Annotated in this window: 21 protein-coding genes; 8 read left to right on the top strand and 13 right to left on the bottom strand. The window is 37.9% G+C overall.

Translation table 11 applies throughout. The features are described 5' to 3' along the window. Positions 1–2: 2 nt before the first annotated feature. Together BUB71_RS17810 and BUB71_RS17805 are read right to left on the bottom strand one after the other, a co-directional pair. Positions 3–1451, bottom strand: a complete 1449-nt coding sequence (locus BUB71_RS17810; RefSeq protein ID WP_073158287.1) for a spore germination protein — start codon at positions 1449–1451, stop codon at positions 3–5. Next, positions 1432–2535 carry a GerAB/ArcD/ProY family transporter gene (locus BUB71_RS17805; RefSeq protein WP_073158285.1) on the bottom strand — a complete coding sequence of 368 codons (1104 nt, stop codon included), beginning with the start codon at positions 2533–2535 and terminating at the stop codon, positions 1432–1434. The genes BUB71_RS17810 and BUB71_RS17805 overlap by 20 nt, the downstream gene beginning before the upstream one ends. Before the next feature lie 913 nt (positions 2536–3448). On the opposite strand from BUB71_RS17805, the gene BUB71_RS17800 reads away from it, so the two are divergent. Continuing rightward, positions 3449–4264 carry a hypothetical protein gene (locus tag BUB71_RS17800; RefSeq protein ID WP_073158335.1) on the top strand — a complete coding sequence of 272 codons (816 nt, stop codon included), beginning with the start codon at positions 3449–3451 and terminating at the stop codon, positions 4262–4264. Between the two features lie 98 nt (positions 4265–4362). Here BUB71_RS17800 and BUB71_RS17795 read toward each other — a convergent pair whose 3' ends face one another. The 11 genes from BUB71_RS17795 to BUB71_RS17745 all read right to left on the bottom strand — a co-directional run bounded on the left by BUB71_RS17795 (position 4363) and on the right by BUB71_RS17745 (position 16331). Next, the gene (locus BUB71_RS17795; RefSeq protein ID WP_073158283.1) at positions 4363–6522 is read right to left on the bottom strand and encodes a DNA gyrase/topoisomerase IV subunit A; all 2160 of its coding nucleotides are present in this window, start codon (positions 6520–6522) and stop codon (positions 4363–4365) included. 11 nt (positions 6523–6533) lie between these two features. Then, positions 6534–8492 (bottom strand): toprim domain-containing protein, encoded by a 1959-nt coding sequence (locus BUB71_RS17790; RefSeq protein WP_073158281.1) that lies wholly within the window; start codon positions 8490–8492, stop codon positions 6534–6536. A 151-nt stretch (positions 8493–8643) separates the two neighbouring features. After that, complete coding sequence (locus BUB71_RS17785) at positions 8644–9432, bottom strand: energy-coupling factor transporter transmembrane component T family protein (protein ID WP_245815723.1); 789 nt, start codon at positions 9430–9432, stop codon at positions 8644–8646. Between the two features lie 15 nt (positions 9433–9447). Next, entirely contained in the window at positions 9448–10293 is an 846-nt protein-coding gene (locus tag BUB71_RS17780) for an ATP-binding cassette domain-containing protein (RefSeq protein ID WP_073158277.1), read from the bottom strand. Next, a complete protein-coding gene (locus tag BUB71_RS17775; RefSeq protein WP_073158273.1) occupies positions 10290–11102 on the bottom strand; it encodes an ATP-binding cassette domain-containing protein in 813 nt (270 codons plus the stop codon). Before BUB71_RS17775 ends, BUB71_RS17780 begins: the two co-directional genes overlap by 4 nt. Beyond that, on the bottom strand, positions 11099–11581 hold the full coding sequence (locus BUB71_RS17770) for a CD3072 family TudS-related putative desulfidase (RefSeq protein ID WP_073158270.1): 483 nt from the start codon (positions 11579–11581) through the stop codon (positions 11099–11101). Before BUB71_RS17770 ends, BUB71_RS17775 begins: the two co-directional genes overlap by 4 nt. Beyond that, positions 11571–12152 (bottom strand): CD3073 family putative ECF transporter S component, encoded by a 582-nt coding sequence (locus BUB71_RS17765; protein ID WP_073158267.1) that lies wholly within the window; start codon positions 12150–12152, stop codon positions 11571–11573. Before BUB71_RS17765 ends, BUB71_RS17770 begins: the two co-directional genes overlap by 11 nt. A gap of 260 nt (positions 12153–12412) precedes the next feature. Beyond that, a complete protein-coding gene (locus tag BUB71_RS17760) occupies positions 12413–12700 on the bottom strand; it encodes a hypothetical protein (RefSeq protein ID WP_073158264.1) in 288 nt (95 codons plus the stop codon). A gap of 156 nt (positions 12701–12856) precedes the next feature. Continuing rightward, positions 12857–13969, bottom strand: a complete 1113-nt coding sequence (locus BUB71_RS17755; RefSeq protein WP_073158260.1) for an alpha/beta hydrolase — start codon at positions 13967–13969, stop codon at positions 12857–12859. 509 nt (positions 13970–14478) lie between these two features. Beyond that, entirely contained in the window at positions 14479–14817 is a 339-nt protein-coding gene (locus BUB71_RS17750) for a hypothetical protein (protein WP_073158256.1), read from the bottom strand. Positions 14818–15014: 197 nt separating this feature from the next. After that, positions 15015–16331: a glycosyltransferase family 2 protein gene (locus BUB71_RS17745; protein WP_073158252.1), complete on the bottom strand. Its 1317-nt coding sequence runs from the start codon at positions 16329–16331 to the stop codon at positions 15015–15017. 461 nt (positions 16332–16792) lie between these two features. Between BUB71_RS17745 and rbsK the strand changes: the two genes are divergently transcribed. From rbsK to BUB71_RS17710, 7 genes are read left to right on the top strand one after another with little or no spacing between them, the layout of a single operon-like run. Next, complete coding sequence (rbsK, locus tag BUB71_RS17740) at positions 16793–17710, top strand: ribokinase (RefSeq protein ID WP_073158249.1); 918 nt, start codon at positions 16793–16795, stop codon at positions 17708–17710. 26 nt (positions 17711–17736) lie between these two features. After that, positions 17737–18723, top strand: a complete 987-nt coding sequence (locus BUB71_RS17735; RefSeq protein ID WP_084731795.1) for a nucleoside hydrolase — start codon at positions 17737–17739, stop codon at positions 18721–18723. Then, positions 18723–19691 carry a nucleoside hydrolase gene (locus tag BUB71_RS17730; protein ID WP_073158241.1) on the top strand — a complete coding sequence of 323 codons (969 nt, stop codon included), beginning with the start codon at positions 18723–18725 and terminating at the stop codon, positions 19689–19691. The genes BUB71_RS17735 and BUB71_RS17730 overlap by 1 nt, the downstream gene beginning before the upstream one ends. A gap of 12 nt (positions 19692–19703) precedes the next feature. Further along, on the top strand, positions 19704–20309 hold the full coding sequence (locus BUB71_RS17725) for an ECF transporter S component (RefSeq protein ID WP_073158238.1): 606 nt from the start codon (positions 19704–19706) through the stop codon (positions 20307–20309). A gap of 20 nt (positions 20310–20329) precedes the next feature. Beyond that, positions 20330–21079 (top strand): energy-coupling factor transporter transmembrane component T, encoded by a 750-nt coding sequence (locus BUB71_RS17720; protein ID WP_073158235.1) that lies wholly within the window; start codon positions 20330–20332, stop codon positions 21077–21079. Further along, positions 21067–21936, top strand: coding sequence for an energy-coupling factor ABC transporter ATP-binding protein (locus BUB71_RS17715; protein ID WP_073158231.1), 870 nt, complete (start codon positions 21067–21069; stop codon positions 21934–21936). The genes BUB71_RS17720 and BUB71_RS17715 overlap by 13 nt, the downstream gene beginning before the upstream one ends. Continuing rightward, positions 21929–22738, top strand: a complete 810-nt coding sequence (locus tag BUB71_RS17710) for an energy-coupling factor ABC transporter ATP-binding protein (protein ID WP_073158228.1) — start codon at positions 21929–21931, stop codon at positions 22736–22738. Before BUB71_RS17715 ends, BUB71_RS17710 begins: the two co-directional genes overlap by 8 nt. Positions 22739–22856 lie beyond the last annotated feature (118 nt).

Here is a 22856-nt window from a genome sequence, read left to right as displayed (position 1 = left end):
ACTTATTCCTGCTTTCTACGACGTGTTGAATCGATCGTTTGCAATTCTCTAGGACGCTTGTTCATTTTCTTAAATCTTGATCGAAAAAAAGATGGAATCATACTTGTGAAATAAGGAGGTGAAATAGGCGTGAGGTAAGGCAATTGAAACGATTTTAAGTTAACCAAATAGATGATGAGAAAAAATAGTGTACTAAAAAAACCTACCAAGCCCATAAGTGCAGAGGCTAGATAAATGAATATACGAATGACGTTTACTGCCCCCACTAGCGCTTGGTTAATAATTACAAACGTAGAAATAACCGAAATCGCTACGACTACAATAATACCAGGTGAAGCGATTCCTGCACTAATCGACGCCTGACCAATAATTAAACCACCAACGATAGAAAGCGTTTGACCAAAAGCTGCGGGTAAACGAAGTCCAGCTTCGCGGAGAAGATCAAAAAGTAATAGGATTAAAAATCCTTCCAAAATAGGTGGAAATGGAATTCCTTGGCGAGTTAATGAATAAGTTGCCAACAAAGTATAGGGAAGCTGATCGGGATGATGTGTGATGAGAGCAATCCAAAAACCAGGTAATAATAGGGAGGCTATCAAACCCAAATAGCGTACTAGTCGTTCGAAACTGCCAAAAAAGAAGCCCACATGTTGATCCTCTCCTGCATTCAAGAGGAATGGCAAACTAACGGGACCCATTATTGCAGTAGGTGATCCGTCCACTAAAATAACAAATCGACCATAGAGTAAACAGTTCATCGCATAATCTGGACGACCAGAATAATCAAGAAGCGGAAAGATTTGTGGTTTGTTCGCATGAAGCAATTCTTCAATCTGAGAACTAGATACAATTCCATCAGTATCAATTTGGTCTAATCGTTTGCTTATATCGTGAATGATATGAGTTGGAATCACATCATCCAAAAAAAGCAAAGCGAGTTTTGTTTTATTTCTTTTTCCAATGACAAAACGTTTTATTTTCAATGAAGTTGTTTTTATTCGTTTGCGTATTAAACCCAAGTTGGTTTCCAGCTCTTCTACAAATCCATCTCTCGCTCCTTTAATCGTAGATTCAGTAATCGGTTGTTCAACTGAGCGATGGGGAATTTGATCAGCTTCAATTGAAAAAACGCAATCTCGACTAAATGAGACGATAATTAAATTCCCTTCAAATACTTTCTGAATGATTTGATCAGAAATTGAATCATCCAGCTTTAGTGACTGGGTAAGCAGTGCATCTGTTTGCTCATTGTTTTCTACATCAGTCAATTGTTCTAAACGTGGAATAATATGATACCTTAATTCTTTTTTGTCGACTAATGTTTTACAATAAAGCAATAAATCATCATCTTTCATCGTATTTTCGATAACGACATCAGTACAACCTTTAAACCAAGTAAAAACGGTATCTTTATCGATCATTTTTGTCTTTCTATCTTTTAATTTTTTCATGGTGGAGTCTCCTTTTTCTTGAAGCAAACATCGTAAGTAACCATAAAACAAGAGAGATCATAAAAGTCAAGCCAAAGAAAATAGGAAAAACATAGTGAAACAACAACTCATAAAAAACATGGTCACTCATAGGTAGATAGGTTCCTAATAAGATGATGATTCCTAAAAGAGAAAAGATAAATGAATTTCTCCCTTTTATTGTTTTAAATTTCCACAGATCGGAGATCAAAAGTACCAGGATCGATAAGCGAACAAAAGTACCAACAAACCATTGATAGATCGCAAAAAAATCCATATGATCAATGTATCTGCCAATGGAAACAATTCTCCATTCTTGAAAAGCAGGGTATCGTTGTAGGCTGGAAACAACAGGTCCAAACTCTGTGATTGAACCAATGGTTGGGCCCAAAGTTAAGAGTATTAAACAAAAACCAACTAGGAACAGCTGATACAGTTTGGTTTTAGTTTGTAAATGATGCTGAAAAAATAGAACAAAGATCAATTCTATATAACCAACACCAGGGTAAATCATCCCTTGTAACACAGATGGTAAACCATTTTCTAAAAAAGGTTTGAGCAAAGTAAAATTCTTATATTGAAAGTTAAATGACATAACAAAAAAACCAAGTAAAATAACAATAGGTAATAAAACCCCCGCCGTCATGGCAATCGATTTGATTCCTTTTGAAGCATTGTAAAAGCAAACAATTAATATGAACATCGCAAGAATGATTTTTGGTGTCTCTGGATAATAAAAATGCAAAAAAGTCAATGTATCTTTTACTGTTATGATACACATCAACAATGAATAAATACCGATCAAAAAAAATAAACAGCTTGTAATGGCTTTTCCAAAATTTTTTTTTAGCCATTCATAAATATTCTGCCCTGATGTCTTCTTATGGATATAATAAAGCAAAGGAATCCAGCAAAGATAAAAAAAGCCTGCTAATAATATGGAAATCCAAGCATCTCGATGTGCACAATCCAATACGAATGGAAGTACAATAACATGATTAAGAACTCCTATTCCTCCAAATAGGATTAATGAGAGTTGAAAAAAACTGATTGTTTGTTTTTCCATAACTAACTTCCTTATCAGGACTTTAGATAACGAACCTATATGTAGAGTATGGGAAAGACCATTCTAAATTATGCAGAGATTACAGGCATAATTCAGCCGGAAGTTTCGATATGCTTTGATATGATGTTGATTATAGTCTTAATTTCTCGATATTGTTTCGAAAAAATCCTCCACATCACTTGATACAATGGGAGATCTTTCATTGCGATCGCGTGAACCTATTTGATTGACGAAATTGTCTGATTCTGGATATTGTTCCCATGACAACTCAAAGCAGTTTAAACAAGTGGTTATGAACTGACATTCACAGCAAGCCCTCCAATCTAGTGATCATAATAAGAATGATAAATAGAAGCTGTCTATATGCAGCTTCTATTTGTGATCAGGTTTAAAATTGTAAATCCCATTCTCTCAATGGATCGGAAAGTTTATTTATTGGACCGATTCCGCTGTGATAGGCATCTTGCTATACTAAATATATGGTAAGAATACTTAACTCCCATTTATGAGTATTTGGTTGAACTACTACCACCTACAGAGGTGGTAGATTCCTGCGAACACCAGACCAACGTCCAGTTATCTTAGCAGGCTCTACCCGCCGTCCCAGCGGTGAAAACAAAGTATGCTCTGCTATGCTCCCTACTTTCGCTTGGTTTTCGCAACTTCGGTAAGCTGGGTGGTTGAAGATTTTACGTTACTGACCCTTTCCAGCAACAACCCCATATCTTCAGTTTTCAAAGAGCTACAACTATTCTAACAAAAAAAGTGGTTCTAAGCATCCCCGCAAAAGGGATACCGAACCACGTCCCATTCACCTCACTGCTTGTAGAAGCGGGAGTACTCTTGGACGAATTTGGATAGATCAAAATTCCGTTTATTGATTGCGAATGTGAATTTGAAAGGAATCTCTTTTATGTCATTGATTGTTAATGCCTTTTTTATCAGTCTGATTGAGTTAGTCTACCTAGTTGGCGTCCTTATTGCAATTGGTCTGATCCTAGGAATATTGGAGAAACGAGAACAAGAATACTTGATCTCAGCTTTTGGCAGGAAAGGTCCATTGCTCACCGCTTGGATTGGAACACCGATTCATGAAATGGGTCACTGGATACAGTGTGTGATCTGGCGTCATAAAGTGGTTTCTGTCAAGTTGCTTCAGCTTCATGATCCAGATGGAGTACTCGGATATGTAGAGCATAAATATAATCCAAAGAGTTTATATCAACGGATCGGTAACTTTTTTATTGGCATTGGTCCAATAATAAGTGGAATCGCCTCAATCATCCTAGCAATGTATATACTGGTTCCGCAGTCATTTGCCACATTTCAGTCCCAAATTGAAAGAAGTAGTACATCCAAACATATTTTTGATATCCAAATGATCGAATCACTCGTGCAAGCCATCGTTATGATAAGTAAAAGTTTATTTACGACCCAAAATGTTACATCCATCTCTTTTTGGATATTTGTTATCATTGCCATCTCTATTTCATCACACATTGCACTCAGTACAGCAGATATTCAAAATTCTTTTCAGGGTTTAGTTACTATTTTTGGTCTACTCTTTCTAACCAATATTTTTGCTAGCTTATTTAGCATTGATACCTATTACATCATCGTAAAATATACACAGTACAACTCTTATCTATTAGCTTTTTCGAGTATTGCCGTTCTCTTTTCTCTAGTTTCGTTATTTCTGAGCTACTGTCTCTATAAGCTAAGATCGTAAAGAAGTCCTATGAATGGGCTTCTTTCAGTATGTATACAAAATTAAGAAGCGAAATAATTTCAGCATCTTATGCTATCCCAATAGTACTCATCATTTTACTAAAACAGCTTTGTCTGCCCCAAAATTGAATCAAAATCATTTTTTCGCAGATATTTACCAATTCCAGCTCCTTTGTTTTGATAATATTCTTTCTCCTCAAATTCTTGATCTGTTAGATCATAATAACCCACGACCACACTCTCTTTCTTTGACTTCATCACTTGCACCCCAATTGTTGTTTTACTCGTTTTTGGATTGATCATTGATGTATGGAAAACCAGGGCTTTTTTGATGGATGAAACAGCTAAAATTTCCTTGTCCTGGTCATTGTGATCCCAGAAAAGTGCTTTTTTATTTGCATAAGCATTTTTTAACATGGATCGGTTCTGTTTGGTTCGATATGCTGCAAGCTCGATTTTTGCTACTTTTCCATCTTCAAATCCAATGAGCAGATGTCCTGAATAATCGTGGGTACCTGTAACGAATAAGATCTGTTCATCTTGGAGATTTAGTAGAGAAGGTAAATATTCACCTAGACCCGAAAGTTTATGATCATCCAGTTCATACGTTTTATACTTGTAACAATTAAATTGATCAGTGAAAATAAGAATATCTGAATTATTGGTTGTATTTACCTCACGTATAATCTTATCTCCCTCTTTTACCTTTACAGGGTTACCTCCCCTAAGAGATGTAAGTGGAATCTTCTTCACATATCCCTGATTTGTTAGGAATAAGCGGACATTATAATTATCAATCTTCATCTGTTCAGTAGGAACAGTAGGTAGGTCATCTGATGAGATTATTGATGATCGACGTTCCTGACCATGAATTCTCTTGACTTGTTTCAGTTGGGCAATGATTTTCAGATCACATTTCTTTTTATTGGTTAAAATCTCGCTTAATTCGGCAATTTCCAATTCCAAAGTTTGGATCTTCTCTAAACGAGACAAGATATATTCTTTATTCAAATGACGAAGCTTAATCTCGGCTACATATTCGGCTTGTTGTTCATCAATCTGAAATGCTTGCATCAAATTCTGGATCACTTCACTATTTTTATTTGTTTCTCGAATGATCGCTACAGCTTTATCAATATCGAGCAACACTTGTTTTAAAGCAAGTAACAGATGCTTTTTTTGTTCCTTTTTTCTTTTCTCAAACTGTGCACCTCGCCGAATGGCATTAGAACGAAAATCAATCCATTCCTCAATGATCTGCGGTATACCAAGAGTTTGTGGTTTACCATTTACAATAAGATTAAAGTTGCAAGCAAAGGTATCTTGTAAAGGAGTCATTTTAAACAACTTTTCAATCAATAACTCTTTATTTGTGCTGTTCTTAACTGTTATCTCAATTCCCTTACTGTTAATCCCATAGATATCATTGATGTCAACAATATCTCTTAGTTTTCCATCTTTCACGAGTTGGCTGATCCTCTCAATAATCGCTTCAAATGTTGTCGTATAAGGAATATCCTTAAACACAATCGAATTACCTTCTATATGATAGGTGGATCGTATTTTAAAAGAACCTTTTCCAGTCTGAAAGATTTGATTCATTTCTCGTTTTTGATAAATAATTGCACCGCCAGTAGGCAAATCTGGTGCTTGTATATACGCATGCACTTCTGCATCAGATTTCTTAATCTTGGCAATCGTGTAATCGATAATCTCATTGAGATTAAACGGAGCAATACTACTTGCCATTCCCACAGCAGTACCACTGGAGGTATTAACAAGAATAGAGGGAAACGAAACAGGTAATAACCTTGGTTCTAGCAATGTGCCATCATAATTTTCGATCAGATCAACTGTTTCTTTATCGATATCTTGAAACAATTCATTAGCAATCGATGCTAGTTTTACTTCAGTGTAACGGGCAGATGCATATTTCATATCACGTGAATATTGCTTACCAAAATTCCCCTTTGAATCCACATACGGAATGAGAAGCGATTCATTATCGCGAGTTAACCTAACTAGTGTTTCATATATCGCCATATCCCCATGAGGATGTAAAAACATAGTCTGTCCAACGACCCCTTGAGATTTTTTGCGAGTGCCTTTCAGTAGCCCCATTTGATACATCGTATACAAGATCCGTCTTTGACTCGGTTTTAAGCCATCGATTTCTGGAAGGGCTCTATGCATGATGACATGAGCCGTATACGGCATATAATTTTCTTTTAAACTGTCTGTTATATTTTGCAGAATCATTACTATTCCCCCTATGATTCCAGACCTGCTTCAATATAGGCATGGAGATTCTCTTCAATATATTGTTTTCTGCCTTGCAAATCGTCACCTAGAAATAATTCAAAGTAATGCTGCGTTCTTTCTACATCTTCTTTTACTATCTGAACCAATTTTCGAGTTTCTGGATTCATCGTTGTTTCCCACATCATCTCTGCAGTATTTTCACCCAAACCTTTAGATCGTTGAATCGTTACTTTTCCTTTGCTATTTTTAACAATTGCCTCTTTTTCCTTATCTGTATATGCAAAAAACGTTTGATCTTTCTGTGTGATCTCATAAAGCGGCGATTCGGCAATATATATCTTTCCGGACTCGATCAAGCTTGGGACAAGTCGATATAGAACTGTGAGCAATAAAGTTCGTATATGAAATCCATCAATGTCTGCATCCGTGGTAATAATTACCTTTGACCAGCGTAGTTTATCCAAATCAAACGTATGTAGATCTTTATTGTATTTGGATTTGATTTCAATTCCACAACCAAGCAATTTTATTAGGTCAACAATTATATCATTTTTAAAAATTTTATCGTAATCTGCCTTTAAGCAATTGAGAATCTTTCCTCTAAGTGCATAGATTGCTTGGAATTCAGCATTCCTTCCTTGTTTGGTTGATCCCAAAGCCGATTTTCCTTCAACAATATATAATTCGGTTTGGCTATTATCCTTTGACTTACAATTAATAAAACCATCGATACGATTGGTAATATTATTGACTGATGATTGTAATTTCCGTTTTACATCTAACCTTGTTCTTTCCGCTTTTTCACGGCTTCGCTTATTGATTAAAATCTGTTCAGCAATCTTCTGGGCCTCAAGTGGGTTTTCTACAAAATAAACTTCCAGCTTTTCACGGAGAAATTGGGTCATATATTCTTGAACGAATTTGGACTCCATCTTCTTCTTTGTTTGATCAGTATAAAGAGAGATCGTAGAATAAGAGTTACTGATCACAATGAGACTATCGCGCACGTCCTCAAAAGTAACTCGTTTTTCTCCTTTTGTATATCGATCTTTTAATAAATGGTCAATCGCTTTGGTAAAACCTTGTTTGATATATGTTTCTGGCGTACCTCCGTGCTCTAATAAAGAAGAGTTATGAAAGTATTTCATATATTGAATTTCACGATTAAAAACAAAACTGATTTCGGCTTTAAACTTGAAAGGGGTCTCTTCATTTTTTTCCTTACCTTTCGTTTCTGCCTTCAATTGCATAATCTCAGTAAAATGATTGCCCCTGCTCACTTCCTCGATATAGTCAATCACTCCCTTTTCATAATAATAGATCTCTTCTTCATTGCTGATTTGATTAATAAAGGTAAACTTGAGTCCTTGATTCACAATCGCTTGATTTTTTAATGTTTCCTTAATGAAATCGGTTTCGATCTCTTGCTCGCCCCGGAACACTTCTGTAGAAGGCAACCAGTGAATAATCGTCCCATGATAGTCAAGATGATGCCTCTTTTTTACAAGCTCGCCTACTTGTATACCTTTTTCATAACGAATGGAATACACATAACCATTAGAATTAATTGCTTTACATTCAAAAAAGTCGCTTGTATAGTTCGTCCCAGTAGCGCCAACACCATTAGTTCCTAAAGAAAACTGATATTGTCCATCCGATTCATTGTTATTGTACTTACCACCCGACCACAGCTCATCGAACACCTTTTTATAGGCGTACTCTCCCTCCGAATTTTTATCCATTGGTACCGAGCGACCATAATCTTGCACAGAGATCGATCGATCCAACCACTTAGTAATGATAATTTCATTCCCATAACCTTCTCGATGTTCATCTATTGCATTAGCCAAAATCTCAATAAACGTATGATTGTGATTCTCAAGCCCAATCGATGCTGGCTTTGCCCGAACACCACCTAAAATCCCCAATGATTGAATGGAATCAGAATTATATGTATGAATACTCACAAATGAACCCCCCTTGTAAAATTGAGCCAAATCTCACTTCACTGTGCAATCCAACTTTCATGTCAGTTGCGAAAATTAGTATAACAAAAAACAAAGGCGAAAAACAGTATGTTTGTTCGCCTTTGAATCTGAAATTGTCCAAATTTAATATTTATGATTTTTGGATCACTGAAATGATAACTAACACAACCGAGCAAATAAAGATTATATAATCTTGCAACTTTAAACGATACTGTCGGATCGGCGTCCTCTTTTCGTTGCTATCATAGCACCGTGACTCCATAGAAGCCGCCAATTCTTTTGCACGAAGTATAGATAGGATGAACATAGGCATTAGTATAGGAAAAAGACCAGTAATGCGCGCTCGTATTTTACCACGATGAAAACCATTTCCACGAGCGATTTGTGCTTTTCTTACTTTCTCAAACTCCTCTGTCAAAATGGGAATAAAACGTAAAGCAATTGAAAACATCATGGTTGCCTCATGAATAGGAAATTTCCACTTTTGAAATGGAGAAAGCAATCGCTCTAACCCTTCTGCCAAGATGATAGGTGAAGTCGTCCTGACTAATAATGAAAGCAACAGGACAATACCAGCAATTTGTAAACACATGGATATACCCGAAAAAATCCCCACTTTGGAAAGATGAAAACCAAAAATCTGCAAAGTTTGCGACCCTGCTGAAAAAAGCATATGGTAAACCATCGTGGTTACAAAAAATAACGATAGAGATAGCAAAGTCCAACCTAACATTCTCCAAGATAATTTAGCAACCGCCCATAAACAAATGAGTAAAACAATTTGTATCGCTTTAAATAGCGTATTTTGATGAACAAATAGGCTGATTGCATATAAAAAAATGACCACGATTTTCATTCGTGGGTCCCATTGCTCCAACCATGAATTTTTTTGTTTAAAAAAAATGAATTGACTACCCACAAATTGTTCCTCCATTTATCTGCTGTTAACCTTCTGCCAATATGAAGCTACTTGGGTAATATCCCAAAGACTATTTAGCATCCATCCTTTTCTCTCGAATGCTGTTTGTATTTTTAAAACATCTGGCTCATCCCAATTCATCTTCTGAAGAATCGAAGGTGTAGCAAGTAATTTGGTAGGATTGCCATCCGCCATTAATTTACCATTGTGTAATAATAATAATCTTGAAGCCTCCTTTATGATCTCTTCAGGGTGGTGACTCACCCAAATAATCGTAATTCCTAACATTTGATTTAATTCATGTAGTAATGAAAATAATGAACTTCTAGCATGTAAATCCAAACCTGCTGTTGGCTCATCCAAAATTAAGATTGTTGGTTTTTGGACAATTACACCTGCAATGGCAACCCTTCTTTTTTCCCCACCACTAAGCTCAAATGGACTACGGTCTTTATATATTGCAAAGGGCAGATTCACTCTTTCCATCGCCCACTTTACTTGTTTTTCAATTTCCTGTTCAGACTTTTTTAATTGTTGTAGCGCAAAGGCAATATCCTCATAGACTGTTCGAGCAAATAGTTGATGCTCTGGATACTGAAAGACATAACCAATCGAATCAAACAACGATACATTCTTCTTTAAAAAAGGATTCTTTCCATCAATTAAAACCTCACCCTTCGTAGGAGTATAAAAGCCTTTGAGACAATGGAGTAAAGTTGTTTTTCCAGATCCTGACTTTCCAGCAAGTGCCAAAAAATCTCCAGATTCAATCGTACAATTTAATTGTTCAAATAGATAAATAGGTTCTCGTTTTTTTTCCTTTAAATAAGAGAAGGCAAGATTTCGAAGCTCAATTTTCATAACCACTCCACCAGTTGATCTATACTTGTTGCCCAAGGAATATCCATCCCTTGCTTATGAAGCTGATGAATCAAACGGATGCGATAAGGAATTTCTAACCCGCATCGTATAAATAAATCTTCATTCTGTAACAAGTCATTTGGATGACCATCTGCTACTATCTTTCCATGATGCAAAAAAATCCATCGATCAGCATGAAGTACCTCGTCAAGATGATGTGTAATATATAGTAACGCAAACGGTTGCTTATGACGTATTTGATGAAGCATGTGTAAAAATTCTCTTCGAGCCATAGGATCAAGCATAGAAGTTGCTTCATCTAAAACTAAATATGTGGGTGATAAAGCTAGAACTGCAGCAAGAGCGAGTTTTTGTTTCTCTCCTCCTGAAAGTTCATGGACAAAGTAATCTGAAGCATGCTGCAAGCCAACTAAGCCCAATGCCCATTTCACTCGGTTCATCATTTTCGATTGAGGATACCCAATATTTGATAAACCAAAGGCAATATCTTCTGCTAAGGTTAGTCCAACTTGTTGAGTATCAGGATTTTGAAAAACAACTTGAACAGATCGACGAATCTGAGTTAATTGATCAGATTGATCTGTTGATAGCCCATCGATAGATACGCTACCATTGCTAGGTAGTTCTAAACCATTTAAAAGACGGGATAACGTCGATTTCCCTGATCCGTTTTGACCTAGAAACGCAACAAATTGTGTTGAAGCGAGTTGCAAATTGATATCGTGCAGCGCCCAAGTTTGGCTATCTCCCCCTAGATAACGATAAGAAACATTGTCAAGTTCAATCATTCCTTGATACTCCCATATATGCTCTTTTCATCATTTGGATCAAAATATCCATCTTCTGAATTTGGAATTTGCCAAAAATGATTAAGCTCAATTTGATGTTCGATCACAAGTGAACGAAATTCATCCATAAAAACTCCGTTCCCCGAGTCGCAAGACGGACTATCTGCGATCGAGATTCCACCTACCAGTTCATAGCCATGTCTTTGGTAGATTTTTAATTGTTCGATCACTGGCAGTAAGATTTTCCGACAATGTTGCCTAAACTCCGTTGTGTCATATTCTTCTTTAGACATAGGTGGTCTTTCAGGGCCTAGAAAGGTGAACTCAGGACAAGGAAGCTGAACAATTCCATAACCCTGTTCATGGCACCAATCAACTGCCGATTTCATGATTCCTGTACTTCTTGCTAGACTACGAACAACAGCATTTTGATTCAAAATACAATGCGAAGTTACAATGATTTTTTGACTACGCTGCATGTCGTTCACCTCGATTTTTGGTTGATATACCAAGTAGAGAAACGGGAATCTGTTTTAGTACATAATAGACAAGCAAACTTGATAAAACCTTATCTATTAAATTTTCAATTAACCTGGGTAAAAATGCTGCTGTAAACAAGCTTGTACCTGATTGTTTCAACCACAAAACAGCAACATCCTGAATACCTCCAGTTAATCCTCCAAAAACGAAGACTGCAATAACCGTTCCAATAATAGGACTCACAATTCCGATCACAATTCCACTGATAATCGCAGCCGATATATTAAATCCATTCTTACGAGCTATAAAACCAACAATAAGTCCGATCACACCATTGACAATGGCAAAAGGTATAGATGTGTACGAAGAAGTAACTCCTAAAACGAGGTTGGTTAATATGCCAACAGAAAGCCCCCAATATGGACCATAAATAGCTGCAATAAAAATTGTGCCTACAGCATCGAGAAAAAGAAATGGAATTTTCAAACTCCCTACAACCGTACCAGCAATGACGTTAAGAGCAATCGCTAATGCACTGAGTGTAATGATATAAGTATTTTTTTTCTTCATGGGAACCCCTCTTCCTATAATTTTGATGTGATTAAACTTAAATAAAATATATAATTCTTACCTGTTTACTTAGTTTATAGTAAGTCGCAACTATTTGTTTGTCAATAAAAACATTCATTTTATAAATAACTAATTAACAGCGTTATCCGCATACTCCAAGATCAGCACATGGAAAAATCCCCTACGCTACACATAGGGGAGTAGTCATTTTTGGGAGACTATCATTCCACCTAACGTGGTCTTCTAAATCTTGGAGACTCTCAAAATCTGCGATGCTCTCTGCGGTGTTCTCGATGTTCTCTGCGGTGTTCTCGATGTTCTCTGCGGTGTTCTCGATGTTCTCTGCGATGTTCTCGATGTTCTCTGCGATGCTCTCTAAATGGAAAATGGCGAAAAGGAGCAAAAGGAAAGGGCGTGAAAAAGAATGGAGAAAATGGAAAACGACCAAAAAATTGATTCATGTAAGCTGGGTCATAATATTGGTAAGCATTCATAAAGTAAGGATCATCATATTGAAAATCCATTATTTGCGAAGAGGTTTTACCCATTACGAACACTCCTTTCGTTTCATTATTTTTTTATGTTACGTAATGGGTATATGAAGGTGCATATTACATCAAATTTTAGACGTATATCACCATGAGCATCTTATTAGAAACATCAATTCGTGATGATCTTATTTGGTCTCAATTTATTTATGATAACTACCCAATTTGCCTACCTTCATCTATTTCAGATTTAGGCTGTATTGAATTATGCCCTTCAAATGGTTCTGGCTTATAATTTTCAATGCTAAAACCTTTTGGTGTTTCAAGACTCCCCTGCAGATATTCATGGTATTCCAATTTTTTAATATTTTGCCTACAAAAACGATCAATCATATCAATGTAAAACTGCGGAGATTTTAATACTGCTCCCATATGTTGTTCATTTTCTACCTCGACCAAAGTACATGGAGTTGTAATACCATTCATTTTTCGATGTTGCACAACTGCATCATAAAATTCACGACTTTGTTCTGGCTTCGCAATCGGATCACCTTTTGTTACGATGATCATAATCGGAACATCGTCTAATTTCGAAATATACTGTTTGCTATTAAAAAGAGAGGTGTCCATCCCCAATTTATTACCCACTGCTAAAGCAGATTTCATAATATACTGATTAGGTGGAAGCTGTCCTCCATCTAAAATCGGTGATTCAAGAATTAACACTCCGACATCTTGAGGTTGATTTGCAGCTACATCAATCGCGGCTAAAGCTCCTATCGAACTAGCATGAAGTACAGGAGCATTTTCATAGACTGGATCTAGATTATCTCTTCTTTTTACTTTAATATCAGCAATGATCGATTCAATCGCTCGAGCAGTTCGACGAGGGGTCGTAATATGACCACCAGACCTGCCTGTGCCTGGACTATCATAAGCATGAATGCCATACCCCAAATCATGCAAGGATCGATATAGAGGCTCAGATGCTCTCGCTCCAGTACGATTAGATCGTAAACCATGTATGCTTACGTATGGAATATATTTGCTGAATCCAAATAATCCTTTCGGTAATGCCTCATATCCTCGAATCGTTGGCATAAAGGTATTTTCACGTCCATTATCCACTTCCAACTCATGCTCTTTAAATGAAGTCCTAAGATCTGATGAATCAATAAGACTGCGTAACATAGGAAGACGTTTTGGTTTCATCAAGACCGCTAAGGTAATAGGTGAAAGAATACCTGCTAAACCATACTTTGTAGCTTCCCATGATTTTTTGAGAATTCGATGTTGACTAAAGACCTGAGGAATTTTCCGATTTAACATGAAAGTCACCTCATTTCATTTAACTTATAGATTATTCTAATCTATTTTTGTATATAATAACTATATAGAATATACTATTTACCATCTGTTTTCGGATAATTACTTCTAACACTATTGAGATTTCTTACTTGCAATGCTTAGTTACGTCAAATGGTGGCTGACAAAATCCGTCCTTACACTTCACGCGACTTTGCTAAACGAATCCAACCTAATTTTTTGGGAAACTTTTGTCTCAATATGATAAAAAAACATCCCTCTTGCCTGACCGCTCGCTCTCATCCCCATAGCTGAAGCTAAAGATTCCTCGCTCGCACAGAAATGAATCATCTTAAACAAAACTGCATTCTCCAGTTGTTTTTCTTCGTAATTGCTTACATGACTGCATAAGAGATATCATTAAATAAAAGCATTTCTGAATTGTTTTCAGAAATGCTTTCTTCATCGAGTTAGTTGTTATTTAATACGTCATTTTGTAAGAACTGAATTATTGCGAGATGTTACCATTTGCCTCACAACCGTAACCTTTCCCTACTTTGCAAGTTAAGGTGATATAGTAACGTCCAGTAGTCACACTTCTTGCATATAGCTTTTTTGGTTGTGGTTCCGCCTGTAATAAATTGATCAGTTCCATTGGGAACATAACGATACACATTGTATTCTACTTTTTTGAGGTTGGTAGAATTGACTGTTATATGCAATTTCCCTTCTTTCACAGAGATTAATTTAGATTCACGATGATGAACATTTGCTGGCAAATTGACAGATGCAGTTGCGGCATAAGCAGCAAAAGATCCAAACATCAGAAACGCAAAGGCAAAACATAACAATGAAACAACTTTTTTCTTCATCTCAAATCTCTCCCAATGTATTGATACCTATTTTGAAGTGTATTCGAATACCAACAAAAGATACTGACCGGTTGGTATATATTTATTATTCTACGATAGCAATATTCGAAATTCAATATTTAAAATGGAATCTATTGAAATTTCCCGATTTTAATCTGTCGACACTATGAAGCACGCCCTCTTTGGGGCGTGCTTCATTAGTAGGGTCTCTGAATTTTCTCCTCCCCGTACCTTACTCCTCCCCTAAGCTGTAGTACGATCGCAATTAGCGTGGCAATCGTCAACGACCAGAGCCACACTGGGGAGAAGATGAAGGTGTATGGGGGTACGATTTTCCTCCCGTACACCATTTGCCCGATCAGTCCGAGCAGGAGAGACAGCGTAATCACGATGATCGGAGAGTGTGTTACGATCATCTCTAATATCTCGAAAACAGCTCGAGGAACTACCTCGTTCATTTGGTCTAACAGTGAAGAAGCAGGTGTGAGAATAAACCATGTTGCCAAGATAACTTGCAACACAAACCCTGCGACTTCAAAGCTGATGACCAAATGTTTGTTCTTTTTATTTTCGAACGTCACCGTCCCTCTCATGTCGCCCTGTACGTCGGCTCTTTTCCTTTTTACCAATGTCGGCGCTGCGAGTACAAGACAGACCAGAGTCATCAAGCTCAATGGTACTAGTGGTGGCGAAAGTGCTTTGCTGATCGTTGTTATGGTGTCCTGGAACGGTGCGAGAATGTTTTGGATCACCTGGAGAACTGGGAGAATAACCATCCAATTGCAAAGCAATAGGGATACCTGCAACTTCCAGCCTCCGAAGAGGTTCTCGTAAGCGTACCGTACCCGCTGTTGCAGAAACTTATGATCAGAAGACTGCGTACATTCTAGGGCGATCCTCCTAACGAAACCGACAGCCCTGCCTCTTCGCTTAATGTGCCTAAATATGGCGAAGTCATCGAAAAGCACATCTTTGGGAAACGTGTCAATGTCGACAGCGTTCTTCCAGAAGGCATTATGTCCGAAAAACTGTATTCCGGACAAGAGACATGTGACAAAGGCTCCTGCCATGTCGACGAGTACACCGAGGGGGTAGGTGTCGAATCTGGGCAACATCTGAAACCCACCATCGTACTTGTCGTAGTACGGGTATAGTTCCTTTAGTGTTTCTGGTGACACTCGGTAGTGATCATCGACCAACAAAATGCGGTCGTATTTGGCGAGTGCGAGCCCTGCGACAACGTTGTTTAGCTTGCCGTTTTTCCCCCTTTTCCGCTCTTCTTCCGTTGGGCGGTAATGCAAAACTCTTGTTGTACCGCTAAGACGATTGTCTAGATAATTAGCCGCACTGTCATCGCTTTGATCAACGACGACGACTTGCACAGGAAACGGGAAATCAGAATCGATCGCCGCGTCGAACCCCACAATGTAGTCTGCTAGCGACTTTAATTCATCCCCCTCTTCTGCCAAGAGAGGGATAATCATTGTGATCCCTTTCTTTTTCTTAGTACCCAAGGTCCTCCTCTCTATCCTGCTAGAGCGGTTGCCTCAAGGTATGTACCTTGAGTCCGATAAGAATTGTACCTCTTTTCGGAGATTTTATTACAGTTAAGGAAATTATACCATTAATGTTTCTATATCTAACTATCTAATAAACATTCTGACCCAATTCAGCTACCTAATCCATGTTTTCATCATATTCAAATGGGAGTAGGTATTGACAAATATCCTATACAGAAATAGAATAATGCTAAATATAAATAAGAAACCTTTGTCGAATTGATTGTAAGCGTTTACATCTCGTCATCACCATAATGAACTACTAACACAAAATGATTTGTAGTGAGACTTCATACGATCCAAACCCTAATGGGAAAGATTACCTCTAAATGATATGAAAGCGGTTTCACATCATCCCCTACTACTCTATTCAGTAATGAATGAAGAAAGATTGATGGTGAAGGAGGAGTCAGTAAATGGACCAAGAGACCCATCCAATAATCATGGTGATTGGAAGTCTGAATATGGATATTGTCGTGAAGGCAACTCGTTCACCGACTTCAGGAGAAACGATTATTGGTAAAAATATTCACTTTATTCCTGGTGGAAAAGGAGCCAATCAAGCAGTCGCTGCTGCACGATTAGGAGCCAAAACGATCATGATAGGGTCTTTGGGAGTTGATGAATTTGGAAAAAGCCTCAGTAACTCCTTACAAGCTGAGAAAGTTGATATACGCGGCATAAACATGATCGATGATGTTCACTCTGGAATCGCTTCAATCATTTTAACGGAAGAGGATAACCGTATTATTGTTGTACCAGGAGCAAATAATTTCTGTTTAACGGAAGATGTCGAACGTCATCAAGAGTTGATGAGACAAGCGGATATTGTTTTATTGCAATTAGAAATCCCTATCCCTACGGTTCATAGAGCTATTCAACTGGCACATGAACAACAGAAACCCGTTATCCTCAATCCCGCACCAGCAACAGAGCTTTCAGACCAACTCTTATCAATGGTTGACTATATTACGCCTAATCAGCACGAACTTACTCATCTCACTGGAATTACGGACTTAGAGCAAGCCATGTCAGCCTTACTGGATCGCGGTCCCAAAAATGTGATTACGACACTTGGTAAAGCTGGAGCCGCATGGATGAAGCAAGATCGTACACTTGTTCAATTCAAGGGTTATTCGGTTCCCGTTGTGGACACAACAGGGGCTGGCGATTCATTTAATGCAGCATTCGCTTACTCCATTGCACAAAAAAAATCTATTGAAGAGGCAATTTCTATGGCAATTAAGGTGTCAGCACTGAAGGTGACGAAATTAGGCGCACAGACTGGAATGCCTTATCTGGAAGAAGTTCAACAATTTCAACTAAACACCTAACAATTATAGCAGATTGGGGGATTGAAATGGAAAGGATAATTATGGATGTTGATCCAGGGATCGACGACTCTCTAGCAATTATTTTTGCGCTTTTTTCGCCAGAATTAATGATTGAGGGGTTAACTGTTGTCAGTGGCAATATTGAGGTCGAACAAGCCACCATAAATGCACTGAAAGCAGTTGAAATGTCTGGAAAAGAAGTAAAAGTATATAAAGGAGAAGCCTTACCACTAGAAAAAAACTACATTGATGCAACTGACACCCATGGAGAAGATGGAATCGGTGGTAACTTCTTTACGAAACCAAATCTGAACTATGAATCAAAACATGCTATTGATTTTATTTTAAGTAAGATCTCTACACATCCAAATGAGATTACCATTTTAGCCTTAGGTCCCCTGACAAACATTGCAAAAGCGATCCAAAAAGATCCAGAAACAATGAGGAAAGTTAAGCGAATCGTTCTGATGGGAGGATCAGCTTTATTCCATGGAAATTGTAGCCCTGTCGCAGAGTATAACTTTTGGGTTGATCCTCATGCAGCAAAAATCGTTTTTGCTTCAGAAATTGAAATTATGATGGTCGGGTTAGATGTCACACACCATATTATTTTCACACCACATCTTCGTGAGATTGTTCGTCAATTAAAAACACCACTTTCTAACTATATCTACGATATTACTCAATTTTATGTAGATTTTCATTGGAAACAAGAAAGAACGATTGGTTGTGTCATTAACGATCCTTTAGCTGTTGGCGTCTTAATTGATCCTGACCTTGTCCAAACTGTACCTGCATTTGTTGATATTGAGACAGATGGAATCGCGATCGGTCAATCTGTCGTTGATTTTTACGGAAAAAGAAACCACGGAAAATGCAATACACAAGTTTGTATGCAAGTAAACCCAAAAGCATTTTTTCAATTGTTTTTACACCGACTCTTCCCTGATTTTCAAAAACAACTGGAGATCGGGATTCATAAACATCATTGGGCTGAAGGAGGACGTAAATAATGCCAAAAAAAGTTGTGATCGATTGTGATCCAGGAGTTGATGATGCATTAGCAATTCTATTGGCGATCTTCTCAAAAGAACTCGATGTACTCGGAATTACAACTGTTAATGGGAATGTCGGTATAGATCTAACAACGGAAAATGCACTTAAAATTGTTGAGAAAGCAGGAAGTTCTATTCCTGTATACCGTGGAATGAAAAAACCTTTGAAAAAACCACTCTATTCTTCTGGTGATGTACATGGTCAAAATGGCTTAGGTGGTATCACTGTTCCAAAAAGCAAGCAAAATGTAGAACCCATTTCCGCCACAGACTATTTGATCCAAACAGGAAGAGCATCTGAAGGTGAGATTACACTCATCACTTTAGGACCACTGACCAATATAGCAGTCGCCATTCAAAAAGATCCTGAAGCAATGAGTAACTACAAAGAAATCATCTCTATGGGAGGAGGTGTAGGGGTTGGCAATATCACACCAGTCGCAGAGTTCAACTATTGGGTAGACCCTGAAGCAGCAAAGATCGTCTTTAACTTTGATCTTCCGATCACCATGTTAGGACTTAATGCTACGCATCAAACGGTCTTAACACCGAATGATTTTCACTTTATGCGACTGGTTGACAGTGAGTTAGGTGAATTTTTAGCTCAAATTCATACTACTTGTATCAATGCTTATTGGGAGTTTGATCAACTCATGGGCTGTGTACCTCATGATTCTTTAGCTGTTGCTGTGGCTGCTGATCCGAGTTTAGTAGAGACTGTTTATTGTAATGTAGAGATTGCTACAGACGGTCTTACCCGTGGGCAAAGTGTAGCCGATGTAATCAATGCGTGGGAAGAGAAGCGAAAAAATAGCCATGTTGGCATCACAGTAGATTCAGAACGTTTCCGCGACTTTATCTTTCTAACTCTTTTTTCAGATCATAAGGATGAATATGACACATACAAAAGATTTCTAGGAAATTAGGAGGCATCTAACATGGAAGGTAATAAATATAGCATTAAAGCGGATTTTACTCTAATGGCCATGATGTTGATTCCGATTGCAATCGCTATTAATATTCTCGGTGGACAAATTGCGGCAGCCTTGAAATTACCGATCTATGTGGACACGATTGGAACACTACTCATTGCGATTCTAGCAGGTCCTTGGGTAGGGGCATTAACTGGATTACTAAGCAATCTGATCAATGGGATCTTTGATCCAGTATTTATCCCCTATGCAATGGTATCGATTGCGGTGGGTCTTGTCGCAGGTTACTTATCTCGTGCAAAGATGTTTAATAGTATTGGGAAGATGATTATTTCTGGTATTATTCTTGGTCTAACAGCTGCAATTATCTCTTCTCCAATTACCGCCTTTATGTTTGGCGGAGTGACGGGCTCAGGAAGTACATTGATCACAGGCGTTTTCTTAGCAGCAGGCCAAAGCCTTCTCAAATCAGTCATTACCACATCGATTATTACTGATCTTGCAGATAAGATCATTTCCATCGCATTTTGTTTCTTTATTATCAAAAGTATCTCAATACGATATTTATCTAAGTTTAGTTTGGGAACTCATTTCACGAAAAAGCGAGCTTAGCATGTGTAGGAGATGATGAAATGGCTGGTGATAACATTCTCAAATTAAACCCTTTAACAAAGATCACCTTTGCAATTTGCTTATCGATTTCCGTTTTTTTTGCTGACTATCCTTATGCGTTGGGATGCTTTATTGTGCTATGTTTCATTGCCGGTTTTTATAGAATCCTTAAAGATTACTTGATCATGCTTTTAAAAACCTTGTTTATTATCATCATCTTCATGTTTATATTGCAAGCGCTTTTCTATCCTGGTCATGAGATTGTATGGCAATGGAAGTTTATATCCATCAAACAAGAAGGGTTAATGTATGCCCTCTCCCTATCATCTAAAATACTGGTCATTGGTGGTAGCATTCTACTATTCTTTAAAACGACTCATGTGAAAGATTTGGTTAGTTCGCTTGAGCAGGTGGGGCTTTCCCCAGCGTTTGCCTATGTGATCCTTTCAACCTTACAAATAATCCCACAAATGGAAAAACGATCGAGACAGATCATGGATGCTCAACGATCTCGAGGGGTAGAGACAGAAGGAAATTTATTATCAAGAGCAAAAGCATTCATCCCTTCATTAGGTCCATTAATATTAAGCTCAATTGTCGGGACAGAAGAACGAGCAATCACGCTCGAAGCTCGTGCGTTTTCTGCACCAGTCAAAAAAGTGAGAGCACATGTGGTGAAAGAAACACCGACAGATAAATGGTTGCGCATCCTCTTTATCAGTTTGTTAATTCTGTTTATGATTTGGAGGGTCGTCCTATGGATTATCTAATCGAAATTCAACAAGTCACCTATCAATACCCTACAGGTGAAAAACCGGTGCTTCAAGATGTGAGTTTTCAGATAAAAAAAGGAGAATTTTGTGCGATCATTGGCCCAAATGGTTCTGGGAAGACCACGCTTTGTAATGCAATTCGCGGGTTTATCCCTCATTTTTATAAAGGTGAACTTCATGGCGATGTACGAATCAATGGGAAAAGCATCAAAGATCAAACTGTTGGTGAATTATCACTGCAAGTTGGATTTGTCTTTCAGAACCCCTTTTCTCAAATAAGTGGGGTATCAGAAACAGTTTTTGAGGAGATCCGATTTGGATTAGAAAATCTCGGAATCGACACAGTGGTTGCTGAAAAACGAGTCGATGAAGTGATGAAACTTACCAAAATTACTCATCTACAAGATCGTAATCCCTTTGAGCTCTCAGGGGGCCAATTACAACGGGTTGCCCTTGCTTCCATTATCGTAATGGAGCCGGATATCTTAGTAATTGACGAGCCAACTTCTCAATTGGACCCGGAAGGAACAGAAGAAGTATTTGAGATCATCAGGTTAATGAAAGAGAAACAAAAAACCATCATCCTAGTGGAACACAAAATGGAGTTAATCGCTGAATATGCAGATCACATCATATTGATCGACGATGGTAAGGTGATTCTCAACGGAAATAATGAAGAAATCTTAACCAATGAGAAAGTGTTGGAGCACAATACACTGCTTCCACAATATGCTATGTTAGGGCTGGAGCTAAGAAAACATGGAGTCAATCTAGACCGCATCCCAGTAACCGAAAAACAAGCAAAAGAAGAACTAACAAAATGGTTTGCCCAGGAGGGTCAAATCTATGTCTAACTTCTTAGAGATTAAGGATCTTTCATTCACTTATCCCAATGGCTGGAAAGCACTGAACAATATCTCCATACAGATAGATCGTGGTGAACGCGTGGCCATAATCGGTCAAAATGGAGCCGGAAAAACAACATTGGCCAAATTAATGAATGGATTAAATAAACCAACATCAGGCGATGTGACCATCGACGGTTGGAATACCAAAGAATATACCACCGCCCAGATTTCACGCAAAGTAGGCTATGTGTTTCAAAATCCTGATGATCAAATTTTCCACAATACTGTATTTGATGAAGTAGCTTTTGGACCAAAAAACTTAGGTCAGACAGAAGAAGAGATTCACCATAATGTGCATGAGGCTACTAAATTGGTTGAAATTCACGATTTTCTAAAAGAAAATCCTTATGATCTTCCGCTGTCCATTCGTAAATTCGTTACTGTTGCATCCGTCATTGCGATGAATCCTGATGTAATCATTTTGGACGAACCCACGGCGGGTCAAGATATGAAAGGATTAACATGCTTAGCTAGTACAATCGCTGAGTTAACCAAGCGTACTAAGACAGTGATCACCATTACCCATGATATGGAATTTGCTGCAAGTAACTTCGATCGTACAATCGTCATGGCTCATAGCAATAAGATCGCCGATGGCGGGACCAAAGAGATATTCTGGTCGAACGAAGTTTTAACTGAAGCTGGTGTAAAACCTCCTCATATAAGCCGTCTAAGCAAATCACTTGGGATAGAAGATAAAGGAATCTTGGAGATAAAAGACTTGATCAATTATATAAAAATGAGGTAACAATTGAAGGTTGATAGGTAGAATCTATCCAAATTCGTCCAAGAGTACTCCCGCTTCTACAAGCGGTGAGGTGAATGGGACGTGGTTCGGTATCCCTTTTGCGGGGATGCTTAGAACC

Origin of the sequence: Seinonella peptonophila (assembly GCF_900129355.1) — a bacterium.
Classification (GTDB): Bacteria; Bacillota; Bacilli; order Thermoactinomycetales; family Thermoactinomycetaceae; genus Seinonella; species Seinonella peptonophila.
This window is presented reverse-complemented; position numbering and strand designations above follow the sequence as displayed.